The sequence below is a fragment of the Salinimicrobium marinum genome, from assembly GCF_014651535.1.
GTDB lineage: Bacteria > Bacteroidota > Bacteroidia > Flavobacteriales > Flavobacteriaceae > Salinimicrobium > Salinimicrobium marinum.
The window spans coordinates 776,845-799,310 of record NZ_BMXB01000001.1; the positions used below are offsets into that span (position 1 = coordinate 776,845).

A 22,466-nucleotide genomic window follows, 5' to 3' on the forward strand; every position below is an offset into this window, starting at 1 on the left:
TCTTTTCATTAAAAAATTTAGGCTTCAAAAGATAAAAAATACTTCATCTTCAGGTGGTTATAATTTAGAAAAAATCAGGCATGAGATTTTAGTTTTTCTTAAAATAAGGCTGATTAATTGTAGTTTTCTCAGCGCATTTCACGCCTTTTGTAACTCGACTGCCGCTACTTTTTCGTCTTCAGCAGAGAACCTTATAGCCAGGCTTACCACTCCTGCGGTTATTATTATAAATCCTATAAGGAGATAACCACTTCCCACTGCCGAAGAGGCTGCGGCCTGTCGTGCTGCTAAAATGGCTTCTTCGCCTAATCTGCTATTCGCTGCTATGGCAGCTTCTTCGGCCGCGACTGCTTTGTACTTTAAGAGGAGAGCAGCAAGGAAAGCACCTACGTTTCCACCTGCACCTACAATGCCTGAAATGGAGCCGATGGCTTTCCGGTTGATAAACGGGACTACTGCGAAGGTTGCGCCTTCGGCCATTTGCACTGCCAGACTAAACGCTATCAGGAACATAATTCCTATAACAAGGTTTGCGCTGGAGGCAAAGAGGGAAAGAATGACTCCTTCGGTAATTAGAATAAATGTGAGGAACAAAACCCTTCCTTTTAATCCGCCTTTTTCGCCCGATTTATCTCCAAAGAAACCACCCAAAGTACGGGCAAAGAGGTTCATAAGGGCAAATGTAAGGACAATGTTTCCGGCGGTAATCCTTTCGATGTTAAACGTGTTTTCAAGGTAAGAATCCATGGTTCCATAAACCGTAAGTTCTATTCCGAAGCAAACGCCGTAGACAATAAACAGAATCCAAACCCTGTAATCCTTTACAGCATCTAGAAATCCGGCTTTGTCTTTTTTCGTGCTGGGGATACGTTTTCCACTTTCCTTCAATTCTTTGAAGTTTCCTTCAGGCGTGTCCCTGGTAAAAAAGAAATATATGATGCCCATGCTAAAGCAAACAAGCCCTGCAAAGATCATGGAATACCTCCAGGCTTCGGTCTCAGCAACTCCAAAACCTACAATGGCAGCAGCTATCAAAGGCATTCCCAGCCTGTTGGCACCACCTCCCATGTTTCCCCATCCTGCCGAGGTAGCATTTGCGGTACCCACAACATTGGGTGCGAACATGAGGGAGGTGTGAACCTGGGTGATCACGAAAGAAGCTCCGATAAAGCCCATTAGAAACCTACAGATTAAAAACTGTAGCGGAGTCTCTACCAGTCCACAGAGAATGGTGGGTATGGCCCCCAACATGAGAAGCCAGGTATAACATAGCCGGGGGCCATATTTATCACATAGTTTTCCAATAAGAAGGCGTGCAAACACGGTTCCTGAGACTGCCAGGATTATCGAATTCCAATTCTGTCCGGGGGTAAGGCCAAGATCTCTCACAACATCGGGCATGAAAGGGACGATCCCGAACCATGAGAAAAAACAGATAAAAAATGCAATGGAGGATAGCCAGAAAGTCCTTATGGGCAGACTTTTAAAATTACTAAGATTCAGGGAGGTTGCTTTTTTGGAGATTACTTCATACATAATACTTAGTTTTAAGTATATGAAAATAAGTATAAATACTTAAAAAACTAAGTGTCACTGAACTTATATGAAAAATAGAATTTCGGGATGAAATATTCTCATTTTCAGAAAATAACTATGGAAAGTTTGGAGAATAATTACAAGTAAACCTCTGGAGACTAGATTTCTGATATTTTGGGACTCAAATTTTCTTTCCCTACGGGAAGTGTAATTTCACAGCACTTCTTTTTTTACAATGCTTGATCCCTACGGGATGAATTTTTTTAAAATTCATAGTCCAGGTGCGTGTATCGGTGGCCAAACAGAAAACTAATCACAGAAAGCAGCTTTAAATCAAATTCAGTTCCCTCAACTTATGAGTGAGTTCCACCTGATTTTTTACTTTTAGTTTCTTCATGAGATTGAAGCGGTGGACTTCGGCTGTTCTTTTGCTGATGTCAAGGTGTTCGCCTATTTCTTTGTTGTTCTTTCCCTCCAGGATTAGTTCCAGGATTTGTTTTTCTCTTTTGGTAAGCATATCCAATGCCTCTACTGAAGATTCTTCCTGCAGCCGGACTTTTGGATCTCCATCTACGAAATTGCTGATAAGAATTTCAGAAATATCACCGGTAAAATATTTTCCGCCCGCCGCAATGGTGCGTACGGCTTTTACAAATTCTTCTTTACTGGAACCCTTCAGCAGGTATCCGTCAGCGCCTGCCTGGATAGACTGGATCACATACTCCCGCGAATGATGCATCGATAAGACCAGGGTTTTTACTTCGGGATGATCCTTTTTTAATTGCCGAACCACTTCGATTCCCGTCATCTCCGGCATACGAATATCTACAATGAGCAGATCTGGTTTGTTCCTGTCAATAACATCCAAAGCCTCTTTTCCGTCGGAAGCTTCATCGATTACTACAATATTCTTTTCGTTTTCGATCAGGTACTTTATGCCGTCACGAACCAGGATATGATCATCTGCTAAAATTACTTTTATGGGCTCCATCTGCTTAATTTATACGTACTAAATTACTCATTTTTAAGTATAACTACCTAAGATTCTATTAGGGGAATATTCATGGTCACTTTAGTTCCCTCATTTGGAGAGGAATTAATAAACAATCTTCCGTTAATATATTTGATTCGTTCCTTCATAAAAGTCATTCCCATTCCGCCTTTTCCGCTTTTATCCTTTTTTATTTCATAGGGATCGAAGCCTCTTCCGTTATCATCTATGCTAATGCTCAAAAGATCTTTGCTGTGGGTCATCGTGACGATGATATGTGTGGAACCGGCATATTTTATGGCATTATTGATTGCTTCCTGTGTAATCCTGTAGAGGTTTATTTCGATGAGTGTGTCGAGGCGGCTGTTGAAATCGGTTTTATTAAAGAAAATGATTTCTTTCCCGGTTAGGTTGGACAGTTCCTGTGTAAGCTTCTGCAATGCAGGTACAATTCCGTAGTCGGTGAGTTCTGGAGGAGTAAGATTGAAGGTGGCGGTGCGTACGCCCTGCAAAATATCTGAAGTCAGGCTTTTTAACCTGTCTATCTTCATTTCTGCATTTTTAGGATCGTCCAGATCGAGACTTTCCAAGGTATATTTGAGTCCGGTAAGCATTTGGCCAATTCCGTCATGGATATCTTTTGCGATCCGGTTTTGCTCATTTTCCTGGTTCTCTATAATTTTTCTGGAAATGATGTTCTGCTGCCGCATTTTTTCTTCAAAGCTATTCTTAGTAAGTTGTTCGATCTTGATTTGAGCTTCCTTGTTTTTGGTGATGTCTACACAAATTATGATAAGCTCGTTTTTATCTTCCCCCGAACGGAATGGCACAATAGCCATTTCCAGCCAAATATGCTTTTTATCACGGGTGGTAGCTTTGATCTCTCCCTGCCAGCCAGATTTTCTGTGTTCTGAAAGTATACGCTCTATCGCCAGCTGCTCGTTCTCATGAATGGAAAGTACTTCGGAAAATTTTGGTTCCATGTTGAATTGCCTAACTTTAAAAAGCCTCGAGAATTTTTCTCCCATGTGCAGAATGGTTCCGTCCTGTGCGATACGGGCAAAAAGCAATATCTCGTCCATAGCATCTCCAAGCGCACGGAGCTTGCGAACAGATTTTTCTTTGGCTGCCGCTAGTTCGTCTGCATTATGGGCCATTTCCACGGCATTGCTTTCAGCTTCCATAAGTTGCCGCATATTCTTTTTAACGGCTTTTGCCGTGGGTAAAAAGATGATCATAAATTCTCCGAGAATGATTAATAAGGTGAAGATAGTAAGGAAAACTTCCAGGTTCTGTAGTCGGGTAACCTTTTCATACGCCTGGCTGTCATATTGATCAACGATGGTATCCATGATCAGTAAAAAATCTGATTCATTCTGTCTAATCGTTTCCATTTCAGCAGCTAATTCTTCTGCCGGGATTGTCAGATCTGATTCCACTTTTTCAATAATAGCTTCCGAAGCTGCGACTATGCTGTTGTAATAGGGGGTGAGTTCGTTGAACATTTCCGCTATTTCCTCATGGTGTTTTTCGGGAAGTCCCAAACTATCGCTTCCCCTTATTAGTTGCTGGTGAGAAGTAGTCCAGAGCTGCAGGGTTTCAGAAAACTCATTCTTGATCTGCTGTCTTGCTTCGGGATTTTCTGTCCCGGCAAGGAGCAGGCTTTCTTTGGTGAGCTTCTGACTTAACATCCGTTGCCTTCCGGACATGTTGACCAGCCGGGAATCTGCTTCTTGTTCTTCAAGGAATTTGCCTATCAACACCTGACTTATAAATACCGAAAAGGCCACGGCAGTCAAGGCTATGATGTATAACCGTCTTAGTTTTTTAAATGTACGTTGGTCTAAGGAAGTATCTGTTTCTGTCATTTTTTAAGCAAGGGCTGCTTTTATCAGCCTGAGACTTTCTGAAGAAAGCGGAAGTCGCAGGGCAGCTTCATGTCCTTCAGCAGACATTTTGGCCCAGGTTTTCTTTACGATATCAATCACTTTTTCGTCCTCATGTTTGGCAGCAAAATCTTCAAAGTAGTACTGAAGGAACACCAGGCAAACCACATCTTCAATGGTCTGGGACTCCTCATTCTTCTTGATCAATTTCTTCCGTATCAAAAAAGAGACTCGTTGAATAAAATCTTCATCATAACCTACTTCTTTCAGAATATCTGCGGTAAGATCTGCATGTATTTTCTTCAATTCTTCACGCCATCTTAAATAACCCGGCCTGTCCATGGGGTAATTACTGCGAGGATATTTCCACCTGCAAATGTGCTGTGCCCGGGCTGCTATTTGAAGCTCATCTGATGCTTCGGGCTCAAAATCCAGAAGCTTTTCAGACATTCGCTCTGCGTATAAAAGCTCCTTGGGATATTCTTTTCCCTGATAAACTTCTTTATTTGGGTCTTCAGCATTATGTTGATCTATAATTCTAACGGCTTTTTCGAACTTGCTCATAAAGATGGTTTACTAGTCTGTAAAGCCAATATAGACAATTTCGTTTTCAATTTTTACAGGATATACCGCAATTTTGTAATCTTCACCGTTGAGATTGCTACCATCCTTGAGTGAAAATGTTTTTTTGTGCAATGGGCAGGCAACCTTGGGGATTCCTTTTGAATCTCCGGTCATGCCACGGGACAAAACCATTTCAAGTTTGTGGGGACAAAGATTCTGACAGGCGTACCATTGCGAATCCCGCTTAAAATTGAAAACTGCAATTTGCCTGGTTTTGTATTTTATACAGGCCCCGCCATTCTCAGGAAATTCTGAGGTGGCTCCTACTTTGATCCAGGTTTTTACCTTTTGTGGTTCTACCGAGTGATACTGACTTAGAAGGTCTTGCATGGCTGATTCTTTTAATTTTATTTTACCCAGGGTTTTGGCATTTTTTGCTCTCTCATAGGGACAAAAGCCATATTGTCGTCACTGTCATGTGAATTGACGAAATGCTTAAACCGCTTCATCATTTCAGGGTCTTCAATAGCTTGCTTCCATTCACATTCGTATTTATTTACCAGATCCTGCATGTCTTGTTCAAGTTCTTCGGCAATGCCAAGAGAGTCTTCTATAACCACCTTTTTCAGGTATTCGATTCCGCCGTCCAGCTTGTCCAGCCATGGAGCGGTACGGGTTAAAGGAGCGGCAGTACGTATGTAGTACATGAGGAAGCGGTCGAGGTATTTGATACAGGTTTCATCATCCAGTTGTTCAGCTAAGAGGATTCCGTGTCTTGGCGTGGCGCCACCATTTCCGCAAACATACAGGTTCCATCCACCTTCTACGGCAATTAATCCGAAATCTTTTCCACGGGCTTCGGCACATTCACGAATGCATCCGGAAACCCCGCCTTTTAATTTATGGGGGGAGCGCAGGCCTTTATATCTTTCCTCGATTTTAATAGCAAATCCCACACTTTCATGCATTCCGTAGCGGCACCAAGAAGATCCGACGCAGCTTTTTACGGTCCGCAGAGATTTTCCGTAGGCATGTCCGCTCTCAAAGCCTCCTTCGATAAGTTCCCTCCAAATGTGGGGGAGTTGATGCAGTTCTGCACCAAAAAGGTCGATACGTTGTCCTCCGGTAATTTTGGTGTAGAGATCATATTTTTTGGCTACGTGGCCTATTACCATCAGCTTATCCGGAGTGATCTCACCCCCGGGAACCCTCGGCACTACCGAATAAGTTCCGTTACGTTGAATATTGGCCAGGAACCGGTCATTGCTATCCTGAATGGTCACTTGTTGGTTGGCAGTTTCCATATTCAGACTGGCAAAAATGGAAGCGAGCAGGGGCTTGCATAATTCGCAACCATGTCCTTTCCCAAACAAATTCAGAGCTTCGTCAAAATTCCTTACCTTGTTTATTTTGATGAGGTCATAAAGTTCCTGCCGGCTGAATTCAAAATGTTCGCAAAGGTTGGTTTTTATTTCTTTGCCCATAGATTTCAGGGACTCGTTGAGAAGGTCTGTGATCATTGGTTTACAACCTCCGCAGCCTGTAGAAGCTTTTGTTAGCTTTACAATATCTTCCATGGAAGAACATTCCCCGCTGCTAATAGAATTACAGATCTGACCTTTAGAAACACTTTCGCAGGAACAGATTTGTGCAGTATTGGGAAGGTCCAGTACCGAGCCCATAGCCGATTCGCCTTCTTCCCGGAATCCAAGGATAAGGTCTTCAGGGTGCTCCGGAAGTTTCATACCGTTGATATAAATCTGGAACAGGTTATTATAATCTGAAGCATCGCCTATAAGGATCCCTCCCAAAAGTTTCTTTCCGTCTTTGGTGACATTGATCCTTTTGTAAATGCCTTTTTGCTTGTTTTCATAATTAATGGCAGTTACTTCTTCATTTTCTATGAAAGGATCACCAAAGCTGGCCACATCTGTACCAATAAGTTTAAGTTTAGTGGACATATCAATATGGTCGGCCATTGTTTTTGTGCCGCCGGTGATCTGCTCCACTGCCACTTCGGCCATATTGTACCCGGGTGCGACGAGGCCGTAAATTCCGTCATTGTAAAGTGCGGCTTCCCCAATAGCGTACACGTCTTTTGCAGATGTCTGCATTTTGTTATTTACCTTGATTCCACCTCTTTTTCCGACCTCGATACCTGAGTTTCCGGCAACTTCATCCCGAGGCCTTATTCCCGCCGAAATGATAAGCATATTGGTTTCGAGGTGTGTTCCATCTGAAAATTCCATTTTTTCAATGGCATTTTTTCCTGTTATTTCTATCGTGGCCTTGTTGGTAAGAATATGGATTCCAAGGTCTTCAATTTTTGACTGAAGCATTTTGCTTGCCGGCTCATCCAGTTGCTTTGGCATTAACCGGGGTGCGAATTCCACCACACTGGTTTTCATTCCCAGTTCCTTCGCGGCATTGGCTGCTTCCAAACCTAGAAGTCCGCCGCCCAAAACAGCTGCTTTATTTTTTCCTTCCGGTTTTAATTTGGAGGCAAAGGTTCTGATCGCATCCAGATCTTCAGTTGTCCTGTACACGAACACCCCCGGAATATGGGACCCTTCAATAGGAGGAATAAATGCTGAAGAACCTGTTGCAAGGACAAGGTAATCATATTCAAAATCTTCATTTTTATACGTAGTGACCTTTTTATTCTCAGGATCTATTCCTGAAATCATTTCTGAAGTACGTAGCTCAATATTGTTGTCACTATACCAGTTTTTCGGGGCTAATAGTAACTCTTCTGCCGACTTCCCCGAAAAATATTCGCTTAGGTGTACGCGGTCATAAGCCGGGCTTGGTTCTTCCCCAAATACGATGACCTTATACTCTTCCCTCTGAGGTTTAGTTACCAACTTTTCACAAAATTTATAGCCTACCATTCCATTTCCTACTACGATAACTCTTTTCATAAACTACGTATTTAAAACAAATATAAGTAAAAATACGTAAGTTTTTATACGTATAAAGTAAAAAGTATTTTTTTCCGAAAATTATAGCTGACTGTCAGTTAATTAAGGGGTTTAGTAGAATTTTTTTTTCGAAGAAATAATTTAATTAGCTGCAGTTTTATAAAATATTGAACATGGCCCCATGCCTCTATTTTTATTTTGAAGAAAATTACAACCGGAAAATTATGAAATGGAAAGCCAGAAGAAAAAGTAAAAACGTTGACGATCGCAGGGGGCGCTCTACGGGTGGTAAAATTGCAGCTGGTGGTGGGGTCATAGCTGTTTTGTTTCTTGTCATCCAGTTTTTTACCGACGGTGATATTTCAGCAATTACAAATCAATTGCAGGATCAGTTGCCGGCTTCAACAGAAGAGCGGGAACTAACTCCCGAAGAAAAAGAACTGGGGGATTTTACCGCAACAGTCCTCGCGGATACCGAGGATGTTTGGCACGAGGTTTTCGCGGCACACAATACCCATTACAGAGAACCCGGTATGGTGTTGTTTTCTGATGCTGTACGCGCCGATTGTGGCGGGGCTTTCTCGGCATCGTGTCCTTTTTACTGTCCGGCACATGAAAAGTTATACATGGACCTTCGGTTTTTCAATGAGCTGCAAACACGATTTGGAGCGGAAGGGGGCGACTTTGCCATGGCCTATGTGATTGCTCACGAGGTGGGACATCATATTCAGACTCTTCTTGGAACCTCCAGAAAAACAAGGCAGCTTCAGCAGGAAATAAATGAAACAGAAGCAAATCGACTGTCGGTAGCTTTGGAGTTGCAGGCCGATTATTATGCCGGGGTGTGGGCGCATCATAACAACGAATACCTGGAGCGCGGTGACATAATGGAAGCAATGAGTGCAGCAAGCGCTGTAGGAGATGACGCCATTCAGAAAAGAACTTCGGGCAGGGTAGTACCCGATGCTTTTACTCACGGCACCTCAGAACAGCGAATGAGCTGGTTTCAGAAAGGATTTAATCCGGAGATAGAAAGGAAGGAGATACTTTTTCAAAAGTACTGAATTATAATAAAAGGATCAAAAAATAAGCGGCTCCTCTCCGTAACAGCTAAAATATTCTTATTTTTCCTGCTCAATCAACTATTACATCTATGAGATCATTGTTTACCCTCCTGTTTTTTTTTCTTTTTATGTCTTTGAGTTTTGCACAGGAAGGTGTTCCTACCGATTATTTACCGGCCGGGTTTCATAAGGATAGACGGCAGGCGCTTCGGGAACAGATGCCCAGGAATTCTGTGGCAGTATTTTTTGCTAATCCTGTGAGAAACCGGGCAAATGACGTGGATTATATCTACCATCAGGATCCCGACTTTTATTATTTAACCGGCTATAAAGAGCCGCATTCGGTTCTGCTCGTTTTTTCTGAAGAACAGAAAGATAATAATGGTGAAAGTTACAATGAGGTGTTGTATGTGCAGGAAAAAAGTGCACGGGCAGAACAATGGACTGGTTACCGGCTTGGAGTTGCCGGAGCGAAAGAAAAATTGGGTTTTAAAATAGCATTTAATGGTCGCGAATTTGTAAATTCTGGAATAGATTATGCGAATTTTGATAAAGTATTTTTTAAAGAGTTTCAGAACGATTATCGGGATAACCAGTGGGATGCTGCTGACCTTTTTGATCTGGTTAATACCTTTAAAAATCAGATAGGGTATGATCTGCAGAACAAAGCACAGGAAAATGAACCTTTGAATAAAGAACTGAAAACCTCCTCCAGTATTTCGGTTAAGAAAGCAAAAACAGATACCAGGATTCTCAGCGAGTTTATGGCAAGCCTGCGCCAGGTGAAAACGGAAGAAGAAATGAAGTTACTTACCAAAGCAATTCGTATCTCGGCGATGGGACAGCGGGAGATCATGAAGTCCATGCACCCCGGCATGTCCGAAACAGAGGTGCAGGGAATCCATGAGTATGTCTACAAGAAATACGGCAGCGAATATGAAGGGTATCCCAGCATTGTAGGTGCTGGCCATAATGGATGTGTGCTGCATTATATTGAAAACAATAAAACAAAAGTGGGTAATGACCTGGTGTTGATGGATCTTGGTGCTGAATATCATGGTTATACGGCAGATGTTACCCGCACCATTCCTGCAAACGGAAAATTTACTCCCGAACAAAAGGCTATCTATGACCTGGTTTATGAAGCACAGGAAGCGGGAATTGCTGCTTCCCTGGTTGGAAATCCTTTTGGAGCACCCGATGCCGCCGCCCGAAAAGTGATCAATGAAGGCCTTGTAAAATTAGGAATTGTTAACACCGAACAGGAAGCACGGCAATATTTTCCTCACGGCACTTCTCATTATTTGGGCCTGGATGTTCATGACGCCGGACTTGGGGAAGCTTTTTTGCCAAACATGGTGATCACTGTTGAGCCTGGAATATATATTCCTGAAGGCAGTAATTGTGACCCAAAATGGTATGGCATTGCGGTTAGGATCGAAGATGATATCCTGATTTCAGAAAACGGACCCGTAAATCTTTCTGCGGAAGCACCCAGAAAATCTGATGAGATTGAGGAACTCATGAAGGAGAGCAGTCCGTTTGAAGACTATACACTTCCAAAACTGAATTAAATGCTTATCAAGTGAAAATTTTCAACGAAGAAAACAACCAACTATCAGGTATAGGATTATTTATTATCCTGATGATCCTGATTTTATTAAAGACCATTTTTCTCTAGGAATCCGGGAACAAGCGGCTTTTCAAAAACCTTTTTTATATTCAGAAACTATGAAAAAATCTCTCTTTCTTTTATTAATTCTGGCAACCGGTATGGTTTATTCACAGGAATCAGATTTTGACAAATTAATGAAACAGGATTGGGCAAACCTTCAAAAATATCGGGCTGAAAATGCCAAAATTAAAGGGAATTCTTCTGGAGACCTTGTCGTTTTTATGGGGAATTCCATTACCGAGAACTGGGTGTGGAGACACCCCGAATTTTTTTCTGAAAACAATTATGTAGGGCGCGGGATTAGCGGACAAACCACTCCTCAAATGTTGATAAGGTTCACGCCCGATGTAATCGATCTTAATCCGAAGGCGGTGGTGATTTTAGCCGGAACCAATGATATTGCAGGTAACACTGGTAGTTCTACAGTCAAAATGATCACAGATAATATTGAGGCCATGGTGCAGCTGGCAGTGGCCAATGATATCAAAGTAATCCTGGCTTCTGTTTTGCCGGTTTACAAATATCCATGGCGGGAACAAATAGATCCAGTCGAAAAAATCACGGAAGTGAATCAATGGCTTGAAAATTATGCCCATGAAAATGGCTATGTTTATCTCGATTTTTATTCCGCTATGGTAGATGATAAAAAGGGATTAAAAGATGCTTATGGTGAGGATGGGGTTCATCCCGTCAAAGAAGGATACCTCGTGATGGAACCTTTGGCAAAAGCGGCAATTGCAAAAGCTCTGGGTAAAAAGGAATAATCCTCTATTCAAAATATTTTATACTTCTTCAATTTTTATTCCGGTTTTTCTGAGTCGGTAACTTCTTGTGAATTAACGTGAAATAGGAGTTAAACCAGTCTATATTATTGGAACCGGAAAGCTTATGAAGTACTTTTAAGTACTAAGTAATAAAATAGATATACAAATGAGTCAAGTGAAAGCATATGCAGCACAAGAACCTGCTGCAAATCTGGAGCCTTTTGAAGTAAAGAGGCGGGAAGTAAAGGAGGACGATATACAAATAGATATAGAATATTGTGGCGTTTGTCACAGTGATATACACACCGTAAACAATGACTGGGGAGGTTCGCAATATCCTGTGGTCCCGGGTCATGAGATCATCGGCCGTGTGATGCAGGTGGGAAAAAATGTTTCGGGATTTAAAGAAGGGGATTTGGTTGGAGTTGGTTGTATGGTAGATTCCTGTCAGCATTGTGACTCCTGTAAAGAAGGTCTGGAGCAGTACTGCGAAAACGGAGTGGTAATGACTTACAATGGAAAAGATGAACATTTGGGCGGACATACCTTTGGAGGTTATTCAGAAAATATCATAGTAGATAAGAAGTTTGTGCTTCGTATGCCTGAAAATATCGATGTAAAAGCAGCGGCACCACTTCTCTGTGCCGGGATCACTACCTGGTCTCCATTGCAGCACTGGAATGTCAAAAAAGGCGATAAAGTAGGAGTAATTGGTTTAGGTGGTTTAGGACACATGGGAGTGAAATTCGCACATGCACTGGGAGCTCATGTTGTAATGATCACCACTTCGCCCGAAAAAAGCAAGGATGGCAAAGAACTTGGAGCAGATGAAGTATTGATTTCCAAAGACAGTGAACAAATGGCCGAACATCGTGGCTCTTTTGATTTTCTGCTGAATACTGTGCCGGTGGGACATGACGTAAATCCATATCTAGGATTATTAAAACGAGATGCAACCATGGTAATGGTGGGGGCAGTTGAGCCACTGGAACCTATGCATGGCGGCGCACTTATAGTAGGCCGTAAAAGTATAGCAGGATCAATTATTGGTGGTATCAAAGAAACCCAGGAAATGCTGGATTTTTGTGGAGAGCACAATATAGTTTCCGATGTGGAGATGATCGATATTCAGAATATCAATGAAGCGTACGAACGTGTGGTAAGTTCAGATGTGAAATACCGTTTTGTGATAGATATGAAATCTCTAAAGGAAAAGTAGATTTCTTAAGTTAATTGCTTCGGAAGATTTTTCGGAGCCTATATAGATTCAGGTTGAAATCAATCTGAAGCAAAATAAATTAATCCTGAAGACAGTCCATTTACAGAGGATGTTTTCAGGATTTTTTATTCGGAAGAAATTATCTTATAAGGCTGAAGTGTCCTGTGATCGATCGGTTTTCAGCAGTAATGGCGCGGTACCAGTAATCATCGGCGGGCATTGCTCTGCCGTTGCTTTCTCCGTTCCAACCGGTGTCAGGTTTTAACTGATTTAACAGTTGCCCAAAACGGTCATAGATGTAGATGAATTCCACGTTCGTCACTCGGGTAATATCTACTTTCCAGGTATCATTATACCCATCTCCATTGGGAGTGAAAAATTTCGGAAACCCAATATTACCATCAATTTCATCATCCCCGCAATCATTCACCTTCAGCAGGATTTGAAAATCTGTTTGTACGCACCTTATTTTAGGATTTGTGAGTCTTACATTGATCGTTTGCTGGTTCTTCACTGTATTCCTGAATTGATCTAGCAGGGGAGAAGGCAGGGTATTCCAATCCTCATCAAAATATTCCACCTTGATATTTTCCTGGTCTCCAATGATTTCCTCGTGAAGCCCCAACAGGTCAAATTCTGTAAATCCGTCACCACTGCGGTCGCAGGCAGTGAGCGGAGGGGGAATATTTGCTTCGGGATCCTTTATTTCCGGCTGACTTATTTTCGTGATCCAGAAATCCCGTTCTCCCATGGAGTTTTCGGTCTTCTCGCCCGAAGCATTTGAATCTGTCCAGCCGCCAACAACAAAGTTGCCTTCACTGTCTTCAAAAGCACCCAAAGGTTGATCCAGGCTGTTTCCACCAAGGGTTTTATCCCAGCATATCTGTCCGTCGTCGGTTATTTTTAGCATCCAGTAATCTCTGTCTCCCCGGCTGTTTTCAGTTTTGTCCCAACCGGCATCAGAACTGGACATTGCAGAAATTAAAAAACCTCCGCTAGCAGAAGGAACTAAATTCTCCAGCCACTCAGCTTGATTTGCTCCCGCATAGGTATTTTGCCATTCAATAGTTCCGGTATTACTAACTTTTACCAGCCATACATCCACAAAACTTTTTACGGCGGAATCTTTTTCACCACTTATACCGGAACCTGAGTCTCCTGCTAAAATATATCCACCGTCCGAAGTGGCTACAAAATCTCTTATATAATCTCCATTATTGCCGCCAATGGTTTTTTGCCAAATGATGCCGGAATCAGCACCAATTTCAAAAATCCAGTAATCACCAAATCCGCGGGAAGGTTCAGATTTGCTTCCCGAAACTCCCGAAGCAGATGATGCGGCGATTACAAAGCTATTCCGGTTCGTTTCATGGATTTTTGGGGTTATATCGGTCTGGTTTCCTCCATAACTCTGTTGCCACTCTATTTCTCCATTGGCATCCAGTTTAAGTACCCAGATGTCTGTACCTCCTAGGAGAGCAGCTGTTTTGTCCCCCGAAATGGTAGAAGAAGATTCTGAAGTAGCTATAAAACCACCGTCTTTGGTTACAATAATATCCGATAATTCATCGGTGCCATCACCGCCATACGTATGCTGCCATACAATGTTTCCGGATTTATTCAATTTTACCAGCCACAGGTCGCGGTCTCCGCGACTTGATTCCGTTTTTTCTCCCGAAATATCTGAATAGGAATTTCCCGCCAAAAGATAGGTGTCGTCTTCCAGCTCAAGGGTTTTTACAACTATTTCGTAATAATTTCCTCCTATGGTTTTTTGCCAGATTATTTGACCGGCTGGATTCGTTTCCACAATCCAATAATCACTGTATCCCCTGGAATGCTCTGTCTTGTCTCCTGATATTTGAGAATGTGAGTATCCGGAAAAAACATAATTTCCGGCTTTATTTTCGAAAGCGTGTTGAAGCCAATCAATGTTTTCTCCTCCAATAGTTTCTTCCCAAATAAGTTCCTGAGCGCAAAGGTTTACACCTTGCAGAAGGAAGAGTGAAATAAGAAAAAGTCGCCGCATAAGATGTTGTTCTTTTCGGCTTATTTTTTAAAAAAAAATCCTTTCGTGGTACTGACTGAATTGCAAAATCTGTTGGCACGCGGGAGGAAAAGCCGGTGCCCAAATCTAAGAATGTTTTAGCTTTCTTTAACAAAATTTTTAGCAGAAAAGTAAGTTTGTTTTCTAGATTTTAAACCTGGAAAAAAGAGCATAAAACTATGTAAAACAGAAAGCTAATTAAAAGTAAACCGTCCGGAATATTGTGGCACTCTACTAACCCTACTACCAAAGTACCACCATCCGGACGGTTATAAAAAAGGCTAAATCCAGGTAATTATTGCCAGGTTCTATTAGACATTATTAAAAGCTTACTTCATAGATGTTTTTATTTATATGACCTGAAACTTCAAATTGGTTGCGTGAGATGTGAATAAATATTTCATTCTCATGTGGTTTTGTAAAAAGAAACCTCTTGTATATAATTCTTCAGAATAAAATTATTTCACAATTTTTTAAGAGAAGAAGCGAAAGCCGTACCTTTACGGGCTATATAAAAGTGGTATTGAATGAAGAAAGCAGCACAGGTTTTGGAGGCACGGAAGGAAGATATTTTTAATTCCTGGATGGAAAAGGTGAAAAAAGAAATAATGGCTTCCACAGAAAACAGTAAACTGGCTTTAATGGATCATGTGCCGCACCTTCTGGAAGATATTATTACCATTATGGAACGTTATGGGAAGATGGATGTTCTAAAGGAAGAAGCGATCTATAAGGAGATTTTTGAAAATAGTATTGAACATGGGAGACACAGAGCGACCACTAGCGGTTACACGGTAGATCAAATACTGCGGGAATATATTGTTTTTCATAGAATTCTTACCGATTTATTGATTCAGGAGAAGGCGTACAATACAGAAGTAGGAGTAGTTTTGAAATATTCCATTGAAAATGCCATGTTGTATTCAGGAAGTGCTTTTAGTGAATCTCTTCAGGAAATGCGACAAAAATTACTTGGCATCCTCGCGCATGATATGCGAAACCCAATTTCTGCTGCTTACCTTGCTATTAGCATGATGAATTATGAAGACGGGGAAGAACGTTTTGAAAAGATCAGGAAACTGGCTAAAAGCAGCATGAAGAGATCAATTGATCTTGTGGAGAGTTTGCTGGATTCCATTACTGTGGAAGCGGGAGAAGGGATCACCCTGGAATTTACCAGTGTTGACGTATCGGAAAGTATAAAATCTGTGTACAACGAGGCTTCCGAAATTTATTCCAACGAAATAATCTTGAAATGTAACGATGAGGAGATTGTTGGTGTATTCGATGAAACCATGATAAGAAGGGTACTGGAAAACCTGCTGAGCAATGCCATAAAATATGGACAGCGGGATAAGCCGGTGACTATTTCTATTACAGAAAAGGAACAGTTTTTTGCCTTGAAAGTGCACAACTTCGGAAATCCCATTCCCGAAGAAAGACAACAGGAGATATTTCAGTTTATGAATACTACCCGTAATGCCAGTTACAGCGGAGTTAAAAGCTGGGGCATGGGCTTAACCTTAGTAAAAGCAGTAGCCGAAGCTCATGGCGGGGAAGTTAGACTAGAAAGCAGTGAGGAGCTCGGAACAAGTTTTACGGTCTCATTTGACAAGACCAAAAACAAACCCGGAAAAATGAAAGCTACCCTCAATTACGAATTTACTGGTAATTAATCTGAATTTATCCGGGCCTTCCATTGGTGTTTCTGAAAATATATTTAGCTTTTTTCTAACCGCTTGTAAAAATGACGCTTCCAGATAAAATATCGCATGATGATATAAGCCGGTGCAGCGATAAATCCTAATGCTATTCCCAAAATAAACAGGAGCAAGGTGAGTATCTTGATAAATAGTTTTGTGAGAAAGGAACTGCCTTTGGGAATATACCGGCGATAGGGCGAAAATAGATATATGTTTGCCATTACTGTACTCATTAAAAATCCCACCACAGGAATAAATCCCAGTACAAAAGAAAGGGCGGTGATTTTATAGAATTTCCTGTCCTGATGTTTTAAAAATTCTTTTTCTGAAGGAGATACGAATAAGGATCTTCCGCACTTATTACATATTTGATAAATTTTTGTGCTGCTAAGTTTGTTTCCGCAGTCGGGGCATTTTCTATGGGAAATCAGGTTTAACTGATGCTTTTTTACGTCAGAGATTAACTTCTCCCTTCGCTGTCCGAGAATTCCGATGGCATGAACTGCCGGTTGAGATTCTTTGCAGTTATAGCATTTAACAGCAAAGGGAAGGTTGCTTTCCCCGCAATTGGGACAGACTGTTTTTTGTTCTTCTAGCTTCCGCTCGTACTTTTTACTCAGATACACCAGAAATGCAATAGCCAGAAAATAGATCAAGACCATCACAAGACCTGTAAAGATCAACAGGAAAAATCCGAACAGCACCAGGCTGTCTTCTAGCCAGCTGGTTATTTTTCCGATGAAGAGATTATCGTCTTCATCAATATCTTCCAGAAAACTGATAAAATCTCTTCTAAAGGAAGAGAGCCAGTGAACAGTGATCGTTCCCAGTCCCAGCAAAATCCATAACGGATCAAAGGATGCCAGCTGTACTTCCTGAAGGATCTCTACAGAAACTTCATCCATAAATCCCAAGTTTACCAGTAAAAAGAAAAGGGGTTTGAAATAGGGTTCTGCATTTTTCAACAGGTTCCTTATTTCAGAACTTTTATCCCCCACAATTTCCAGAATGCTTAGGATTCCGAGGCTTATCAAAACCCAGTCTTTAGAAAGAAATGCATCTTCAGGAAGGGAAGGAACAGCATCCAACCCCGGAAAATATTCAGGATACGTAAGTAAAAGCGCCGTGAGAAAAGCCGGAAGAAATGCCCTTAGGGAGAACAGAGGAATGGAACCAAGGATGGCGACAACTTGTACTACAGACATTTCTTCTTATTTAGGATACCTAAAATAGAGACTTATTTTTATTTTTCAGATCATGACATTAGAACTTCATGCAGCATTGAACTCACCGGCTTCCAAACTGTGTTTCATATTTACCCTTTCGAAAGATTGGATTAATAAAAAATAATACAGCAAGGAGATTCCAGTGGAGAGGAGCAGCTGAAAAATATTTTCTGATGCAATTCCATCAAGTAAAAGGTACAGGTCACCTGGGATTACGAACATGATGATCTTGTAAATCAAATAAACCAGAAACAGGAAAATTGCCAGCCTTAGAGAAATTACGAACGAAAGAGACAAATACCGTTTTAAATAATCCTTTTTCCCGCCTTTGCTATTGATTTTAAAAGTAGAACTTATTCCAAAGATCATGATCACAAGGCCAAGCAGGAAATCTGCAAAATCCCACCAGTATTCTGGAAAAGGAGAATCGTCCGGAAGGAGTTGTGCAATAGAAAAGAAGATCATAAGGGTAAGCAGGTATTGGAATCCGGTTCGCTCGGTTACTTCTCCGTTTGCCAGTCTTCTTTCAAGTTCTTTAAGGTTTAACCAAATCATTTTATAAAGTTTATATTAAAATCTAAATATTGGGTATTTCTGAAAAATTTCCCAATAATAAAGTTGTTATTATCATTTTCTGAAAAATGTATTTTCTACCGTCTCTTTCTGGTTTGATTTATCCCGGGGCAATAGCATTCATATCTTCCGCGGTTTTCCCCGAAGTTATAGCCAAGGGTGATTTGGTGGAATCCGCTGTTGCTCATTACCACCGAATTAAACTGCTGACTATACGTGTAAGCGAATAAGAAGTTCTTGTATTCGAATCCGGCGAAAGGGGTGAGGTATTGTAAGTGCTGATTTTTAATTTCTGTTCCATCTGTAGTGTATTCGGCGCCTTCAAAGCTTCTTCGGTAAGAAACCCCTCCAAAAAGACCGCCGGATTCTAAATCCCTGTAAGCTTTTAGGTTCAGATCTATGGTTTTTTGGGCTGTGGCCTCCCGCAACTGGAACATTATGGAAGGTTCGAAACTCCAGAACCTTTTGTAGGTTTCGATCACATATCCTGTTGAAAACAAATATTTCCGCTGATTTGCCGGGACAGCATCTGAATAAAAATCTTCTCTTTCCACCGAAAGAATATTTTTGGCTGTTAGGTGCGCAAAGAAATTGAAATAGTAATAAGAAGCACCAACGTCCATATTTCCGTAGAAATCTGATGCTCTGCCATTCCCAATCAAGGGATCAAATCCTGAAAAGCCGCTTTGATCCAGGCTATGCTGAATCAGACCCCCGCTAATCCCGAACGAAAGCTGGTTAAGATCGAGTTCACTTCTTGAAAAGAGCAAATGATAAGCAAAGGTTGCATAGACTCCCCTTCTTGAAAAATTTCCGTTTTGATCATTAAAAACGATTCCGCCCACCCCGATTTTTTCTCCCAGCCTGGCGTGCAGACTAAGCGTTTGCAGGCTTGGGGCGTCTTCCACATCAAACCATTGCTGCCTCGCTGTGAGCCGCAACTTGTTCATATTGGAAGCACCCGCCATAGATGGATGCAGCAAATAGAGATTGTCTGTCAAGTAATCTGAATACGTGGGAATTACTTCCTGTGCAGCTATGTTAGCCGAAAAAATATAGCTAAAAAAACAAAAGAAAATCTTTAAAAGTAACTTCATGGGAGGTGTAGTTTTGTTTCCATACGTTTTCTGTTGTAGAAATTAGGATGTTTAATGGTCAGGATTTTCATCTTATAAGGCTAAAATTACCTTTTATATTTTCAAATCCTTCAATAAATATATCGTACCAGTAATCTTCTGCAGGAAGAGGCTGCCCGTTAAAGCTGCCATCCCATTTAAAATGCTGGCCTGAGCCGGTGCTCAAAAGTTTGCCGTAACGATCAAAAATCCGAATTTGTGATACTCCTAAAAAGGTCACTCCTTTAAGTTCGAAAACGTCATTAAAGCCGTCATTATTCGGAGTGATGTATTGTGGAATTACAAGGTGGGCAAATTCTTCCTGGATTATATTGCAGCCGCTTAAATCCCTGACGTAGGCTGTGTAAATTCCGCCGTCAACATCCTCAAAAATATTTGATTCCTGAAAATTCAATCCGTCTATGGAAAATTCAAATGCGCCTTCAGTTTCCAGGTTTATCTTTATCTGCCTGCTTTCCGAAGAAATTTCTGTGATCAAAGGCATCTCAACAGGCAGTACTTTAATATTTTTAGTGACGCTGCAACCTCCCGTATTGGTAATCTCCACCCAGTAATTCCCTTCCGTAGAAACAGTAATAGTCTCACTTGTTGCGCCGGTGGACCAGGCGTAGTTTAGGTTGGGTAGGTTTGCATCCAGTGTTAACGTAGCACCCTCACATAGATAAAGCACCTCATCCTGAGTAGCTGGAGATGCTACAATAGTAAAGGTGATGGCAGTGCGGTTACCGGGTGCACAGTTGTAACTGGCTTTAACGGCTTCAGCATAAAAAGTTCCTTCCTCCTTCGGAATATAAGTTTTGGTATTTTCGGCTAGAAGATTTCCGCCGCTCGGGGCATCATACCAGTTCACACTTTCATCGGCTTCAACACCAGCAAGTAATTCCGGAAAAGGATCATTACTGCATATGCTGACATTTCCCGAACTCACCGGCGGATTTGGCGTTTCCACAATATTTGCAAAAAATGCTTCGGAAGCAGAACTGCACAGGTTATTCTGAAGATTTAAAGCATTTTCGGCAACTTTCACGCGATAATAAGTGCTGGAAGTTATGGAATTTGTGGTATAGGTGTCTCCTGTTTCGCCAGTAATATCTGTCCAGTTTTGCTGGTCGCTGCTTTCCTGCCACTGGAAGAAATGGGTTGAATAAACGGTATGATCAGGAGTGGCTTTCAGGGTAATATTTAAGGGAGCATTTTCTTCACAAACATCAAGACGACTGGCGGTTGCATTTTCAGGAGTTACGGTCGTAAGATCGCCACAGGACCTGAAGATGATATCATCAATGGCAAGATCATTTCCACAGCCGCCGGCTGCGTTATTGAACATCTTAAGGATGATCGAACTTTGTCCCGCCTGAGACTGAAAAGTGAGGGCAAACTGTTTCCACTGAGGAGAGGAAGTGGAGGCAATGGAGCCGGTACTTCCTTCTTTGAGGAGGAAGCTGTCTGTCTCATCCCAGATTTCAAAGCGTACATTTATGGGTATTCCTCCATTTGGGCAATTTGGTTGTGAGCGATTGTAGATATTCATTAAATAAGCAGAAAATTCATACGTCGTATTTTGACAGAGTCCGGAAATCTGCGTTTTGTAAAACCTGCCCGATGTATAATCTGCATTTACAATCAATGCCTTTCCATTTGATAGGGTTGTGGAAGGTAAACTGGTATGCCAGCTGTCAATATCCTGTCCAATGCGGCTGGAAATGGTGTATTCCCCATCCTGCGGATCTCCGGTTACATACCTATAACTCGTGACTGTTGCTGGTAGCGCAGGTCCGCTGGAGTTGCCCGCACCAAAATCTTCATGAAAGATGGGATCTCCCTTACTTCCTTCGCAAAAGCCTAACTGGGCGAAGGTTGCAGAAGAAAATAATAGGAAGAAGAGGAAGGAGATGGTTCGCATTCTCTCAAATGTACAAATTGCCGACTAACAACAATTCATACAGGAGGAATATTCTATAAGAAGCAGATAAACCCGCTGTCATGTTAAAAATAAAACCTTTCCGGGTGAAGAAACTTCAAAATTCTACACCAAGATTTCACTTTGCTTAAAAACCAGATTTAGATTCGTTTCTTTTTATTCGAAATTTTCTTTTAACTACCTTCTTTTCCTTTTCTGATTGACGCCGGGGCAGAAACATTCGTATCTTCCTCTATTCTCGCCAAAGTTGAGACCCAGGGTGATTTGATGGAATCCGGTGTTGCTCATTACCACCGAATTGAACTGCTGACTGTACGTGTAAGCAAAGAGAAAATTACGGTGTTCGAATCCGGCAAAAGGAGTGAGGTACTGTAAATGCTGATTTTTTACACCTCTTCCTTCGGCAGTATATTCCGCACCTTCAAAGCTGCGTCTGTAGGAAGCTCCGGCAAATAATCCGCCGTATTCGAGGTCACGATACACCTTCAGGTTAAGGTCGATGGTCTTTTCGCCCGATGCTTCCCGCCATTGGAATAATACAGAAGGTTCATAGCTCCAGGTACGTCTGTAGGTTTCGATCACATATCCGGTGGAGAAGAGGTATTTCCGCTGGTTGCTGGGAACAGCATCTGAAAAGAAATACTCGCGTTCAACAGAAAGTATATTTTTAGCGGTAAGATGAGCGAAAAAATTGAAATAATAATAAGAGGCCCCTACATCCATATTTGCATAAATATCTGAAGCAAAACGATCCCCGATCATAGGATCATAACCTGAAAAGCCACTTTGGTCCAGACTATGCTGTATCATCCCGCCGCTTATCCCAAAGGAAAGCTGATTCAGGTCTAATTCACTCCTGGAAAATAGCAGGTGATAGGCGAAGGTGCCGTAAATTCCCCTGCGGGAAAAATTTCCGTTCTGGTCGTTAAAAGCGATGGCTCCTACTCCTACTTTTTCTCTTACCCTGGCGTGTATGCTTAAGGTTTGCAAGCTGGGAGCGTTTTCCACATCAAACCACTGCTGTCTTGCAGTAAGCCTTATTTTATTCATGTTGGAGGCCCCGGCCATGGAAGGATGGAGCAGGTACAAATTATCGGTTAAATAATCGGAATAGGTAGGGATGACTTCCTGAGCCTTAAGATTTCCGGAGAAAGTAAGGCTGATGAAAGAAAATATTATAAATAGCTGTTTCATGTCTGGACTGGCTGAAAATGTAACTCCTGAATAAATTTTATGCTGT

At 41.6% G+C, this 22,466-nt stretch carries 16 protein-coding genes and 1 pseudogene; 5 read left to right on the forward strand and 12 right to left on the reverse strand.

From position 1 onward, the window contains the following. Nucleotides 1–138: 138 nt before the first annotated feature. From IE056_RS03340 to nirB, 6 genes are all read right to left on the reverse strand, one after another. Nucleotides 139–1,536 (reverse strand): MFS transporter, encoded by a 1,398-nt coding sequence (locus IE056_RS03340; RefSeq protein WP_189603251.1) that lies wholly within the window; start codon nucleotides 1,534–1,536, stop codon nucleotides 139–141. Nucleotides 1,537–1,864: 328 nt separating this feature from the next. After that, nucleotides 1,865–2,527, reverse strand: coding sequence for a response regulator (locus IE056_RS03345; protein WP_189603252.1), 663 nt, complete (start codon nucleotides 2,525–2,527; stop codon nucleotides 1,865–1,867). Nucleotides 2,528–2,574: 47 nt separating this feature from the next. After that, complete coding sequence (locus IE056_RS03350) at nucleotides 2,575–4,395, reverse strand: sensor histidine kinase (protein ID WP_189603253.1); 1,821 nt, start codon at nucleotides 4,393–4,395, stop codon at nucleotides 2,575–2,577. A 3-nt stretch (nucleotides 4,396–4,398) separates the two neighbouring features. Continuing rightward, a complete protein-coding gene (locus tag IE056_RS03355) occupies nucleotides 4,399–4,977 on the reverse strand; it encodes a DUF4202 domain-containing protein (RefSeq protein WP_189603254.1) in 579 nt (192 codons plus the stop codon). A 12-nt stretch (nucleotides 4,978–4,989) separates the two neighbouring features. After that, a complete protein-coding gene (gene nirD, locus IE056_RS03360; protein ID WP_189603255.1) occupies nucleotides 4,990–5,367 on the reverse strand; it encodes a nitrite reductase small subunit NirD in 378 nt (125 codons plus the stop codon). A gap of 17 nt (nucleotides 5,368–5,384) precedes the next feature. Then, nucleotides 5,385–7,898: a nitrite reductase large subunit NirB gene (gene nirB / locus IE056_RS03365; protein ID WP_189603256.1), complete on the reverse strand. Its 2,514-nt coding sequence runs from the start codon at nucleotides 7,896–7,898 to the stop codon at nucleotides 5,385–5,387. Nucleotides 7,899–8,122: 224 nt separating this feature from the next. On the opposite strand from nirB, the pseudogene ypfJ reads away from it, so the two are divergent. The 4 genes and pseudogenes from ypfJ (at nucleotide 8,123) to IE056_RS03385 (ending at nucleotide 12,620) form a co-directional block, all read left to right on the forward strand. Next, nucleotides 8,123–8,988, forward strand: a pseudogene (gene ypfJ / locus IE056_RS03370) (KPN_02809 family neutral zinc metallopeptidase). A 63-nt stretch (nucleotides 8,989–9,051) separates the two neighbouring features. Further along, nucleotides 9,052–10,536, forward strand: coding sequence for an aminopeptidase P N-terminal domain-containing protein (locus IE056_RS03375; RefSeq protein ID WP_189603257.1), 1,485 nt, complete (start codon nucleotides 9,052–9,054; stop codon nucleotides 10,534–10,536). A 157-nt stretch (nucleotides 10,537–10,693) separates the two neighbouring features. Further along, entirely contained in the window at nucleotides 10,694–11,401 is a 708-nt protein-coding gene (locus IE056_RS03380) for an SGNH/GDSL hydrolase family protein (RefSeq protein ID WP_189603258.1), read from the forward strand. Between the two features lie 166 nt (nucleotides 11,402–11,567). Continuing rightward, nucleotides 11,568–12,620 (forward strand): NAD(P)-dependent alcohol dehydrogenase, encoded by a 1,053-nt coding sequence (locus IE056_RS03385; RefSeq protein ID WP_229793635.1) that lies wholly within the window; start codon nucleotides 11,568–11,570, stop codon nucleotides 12,618–12,620. Nucleotides 12,621–12,759: 139 nt separating this feature from the next. Here IE056_RS03385 and IE056_RS03390 read toward each other — a convergent pair whose 3' ends face one another. Beyond that, nucleotides 12,760–14,649, reverse strand: coding sequence for a T9SS type B sorting domain-containing protein (locus tag IE056_RS03390; protein ID WP_189603259.1), 1,890 nt, complete (start codon nucleotides 14,647–14,649; stop codon nucleotides 12,760–12,762). A gap of 545 nt (nucleotides 14,650–15,194) precedes the next feature. On the opposite strand from IE056_RS03390, the gene IE056_RS03395 reads away from it, so the two are divergent. Further along, nucleotides 15,195–16,343 (forward strand): sensor histidine kinase, encoded by a 1,149-nt coding sequence (locus IE056_RS03395; RefSeq protein WP_189603260.1) that lies wholly within the window; start codon nucleotides 15,195–15,197, stop codon nucleotides 16,341–16,343. A 44-nt stretch (nucleotides 16,344–16,387) separates the two neighbouring features. On the opposite strand, the gene IE056_RS03400 is transcribed toward IE056_RS03395, so the two are convergent. From IE056_RS03400 to IE056_RS03420, 5 genes are all read right to left on the reverse strand, one after another. Further along, nucleotides 16,388–17,575, reverse strand: a complete 1,188-nt coding sequence (locus IE056_RS03400) for a DUF4126 domain-containing protein (protein WP_189603261.1) — start codon at nucleotides 17,573–17,575, stop codon at nucleotides 16,388–16,390. 66 nt (nucleotides 17,576–17,641) lie between these two features. Next, nucleotides 17,642–18,151 carry a hypothetical protein gene (locus IE056_RS03405; protein WP_189603262.1) on the reverse strand — a complete coding sequence of 170 codons (510 nt, stop codon included), beginning with the start codon at nucleotides 18,149–18,151 and terminating at the stop codon, nucleotides 17,642–17,644. Nucleotides 18,152–18,246: 95 nt separating this feature from the next. Beyond that, on the reverse strand, nucleotides 18,247–19,266 hold the full coding sequence (locus tag IE056_RS03410; protein ID WP_189603263.1) for a PorP/SprF family type IX secretion system membrane protein: 1,020 nt from the start codon (nucleotides 19,264–19,266) through the stop codon (nucleotides 18,247–18,249). A gap of 67 nt (nucleotides 19,267–19,333) precedes the next feature. After that, nucleotides 19,334–21,208 (reverse strand): T9SS type B sorting domain-containing protein, encoded by a 1,875-nt coding sequence (locus tag IE056_RS03415; RefSeq protein WP_189603264.1) that lies wholly within the window; start codon nucleotides 21,206–21,208, stop codon nucleotides 19,334–19,336. Between the two features lie 195 nt (nucleotides 21,209–21,403). Continuing rightward, nucleotides 21,404–22,420: a PorP/SprF family type IX secretion system membrane protein gene (locus tag IE056_RS03420; protein ID WP_189603265.1), complete on the reverse strand. Its 1,017-nt coding sequence runs from the start codon at nucleotides 22,418–22,420 to the stop codon at nucleotides 21,404–21,406. Nucleotides 22,421–22,466: the final 46 nt, after the last annotated feature.

Bases quoted from the DNA above. Each gene is read 5' to 3' on its own strand.
- IE056_RS03400 (WP_189603261.1), bottom strand. From the start codon at position 17,575: ATGTCTGTAGTACAAGTTGTCGCCATCCTTGGTTCCATTCCTCTGTTC.
- nirB (WP_189603256.1), bottom strand. From the start codon at position 7,898: ATGAAAAGAGTTATCGTAGTAGGAAATGGAATGGTAGGCTATAAATTT.
- IE056_RS03385 (WP_229793635.1), top strand. From the start codon at position 11,568: ATGAGTCAAGTGAAAGCATATGCAGCACAAGAACCTGCTGCAAATCTG.
- IE056_RS03390 (WP_189603259.1), bottom strand. From the start codon at position 14,649: ATGCGGCGACTTTTTCTTATTTCACTCTTCCTTCTGCAAGGTGTAAAC.
- IE056_RS03350 (WP_189603253.1), bottom strand. From the start codon at position 4,395: ATGACAGAAACAGATACTTCCTTAGACCAACGTACATTTAAAAAACTA.
- IE056_RS03415 (WP_189603264.1), bottom strand. From the start codon at position 21,208: ATGCGAACCATCTCCTTCCTCTTCTTCCTATTATTTTCTTCTGCAACC.
- IE056_RS03410 (WP_189603263.1), bottom strand. From the start codon at position 19,266: ATGAAGTTACTTTTAAAGATTTTCTTTTGTTTTTTTAGCTATATTTTT.
- IE056_RS03355 (WP_189603254.1), bottom strand. From the start codon at position 4,977: ATGAGCAAGTTCGAAAAAGCCGTTAGAATTATAGATCAACATAATGCT.
- IE056_RS03420 (WP_189603265.1), bottom strand. From the start codon at position 22,420: ATGAAACAGCTATTTATAATATTTTCTTTCATCAGCCTTACTTTCTCC.
- nirD (WP_189603255.1), bottom strand. From the start codon at position 5,367: ATGCAAGACCTTCTAAGTCAGTATCACTCGGTAGAACCACAAAAGGTA.
- IE056_RS03380 (WP_189603258.1), top strand. From the start codon at position 10,694: ATGAAAAAATCTCTCTTTCTTTTATTAATTCTGGCAACCGGTATGGTT.
- IE056_RS03345 (WP_189603252.1), bottom strand. From the start codon at position 2,527: ATGGAGCCCATAAAAGTAATTTTAGCAGATGATCATATCCTGGTTCGT.
- IE056_RS03375 (WP_189603257.1), top strand. From the start codon at position 9,052: ATGAGATCATTGTTTACCCTCCTGTTTTTTTTTCTTTTTATGTCTTTG.
- IE056_RS03395 (WP_189603260.1), top strand. From the start codon at position 15,195: ATGAAGAAAGCAGCACAGGTTTTGGAGGCACGGAAGGAAGATATTTTT.
- IE056_RS03340 (WP_189603251.1), bottom strand. From the start codon at position 1,536: ATGTATGAAGTAATCTCCAAAAAAGCAACCTCCCTGAATCTTAGTAAT.
- IE056_RS03405 (WP_189603262.1), bottom strand. From the start codon at position 18,151: ATGATTTGGTTAAACCTTAAAGAACTTGAAAGAAGACTGGCAAACGGA.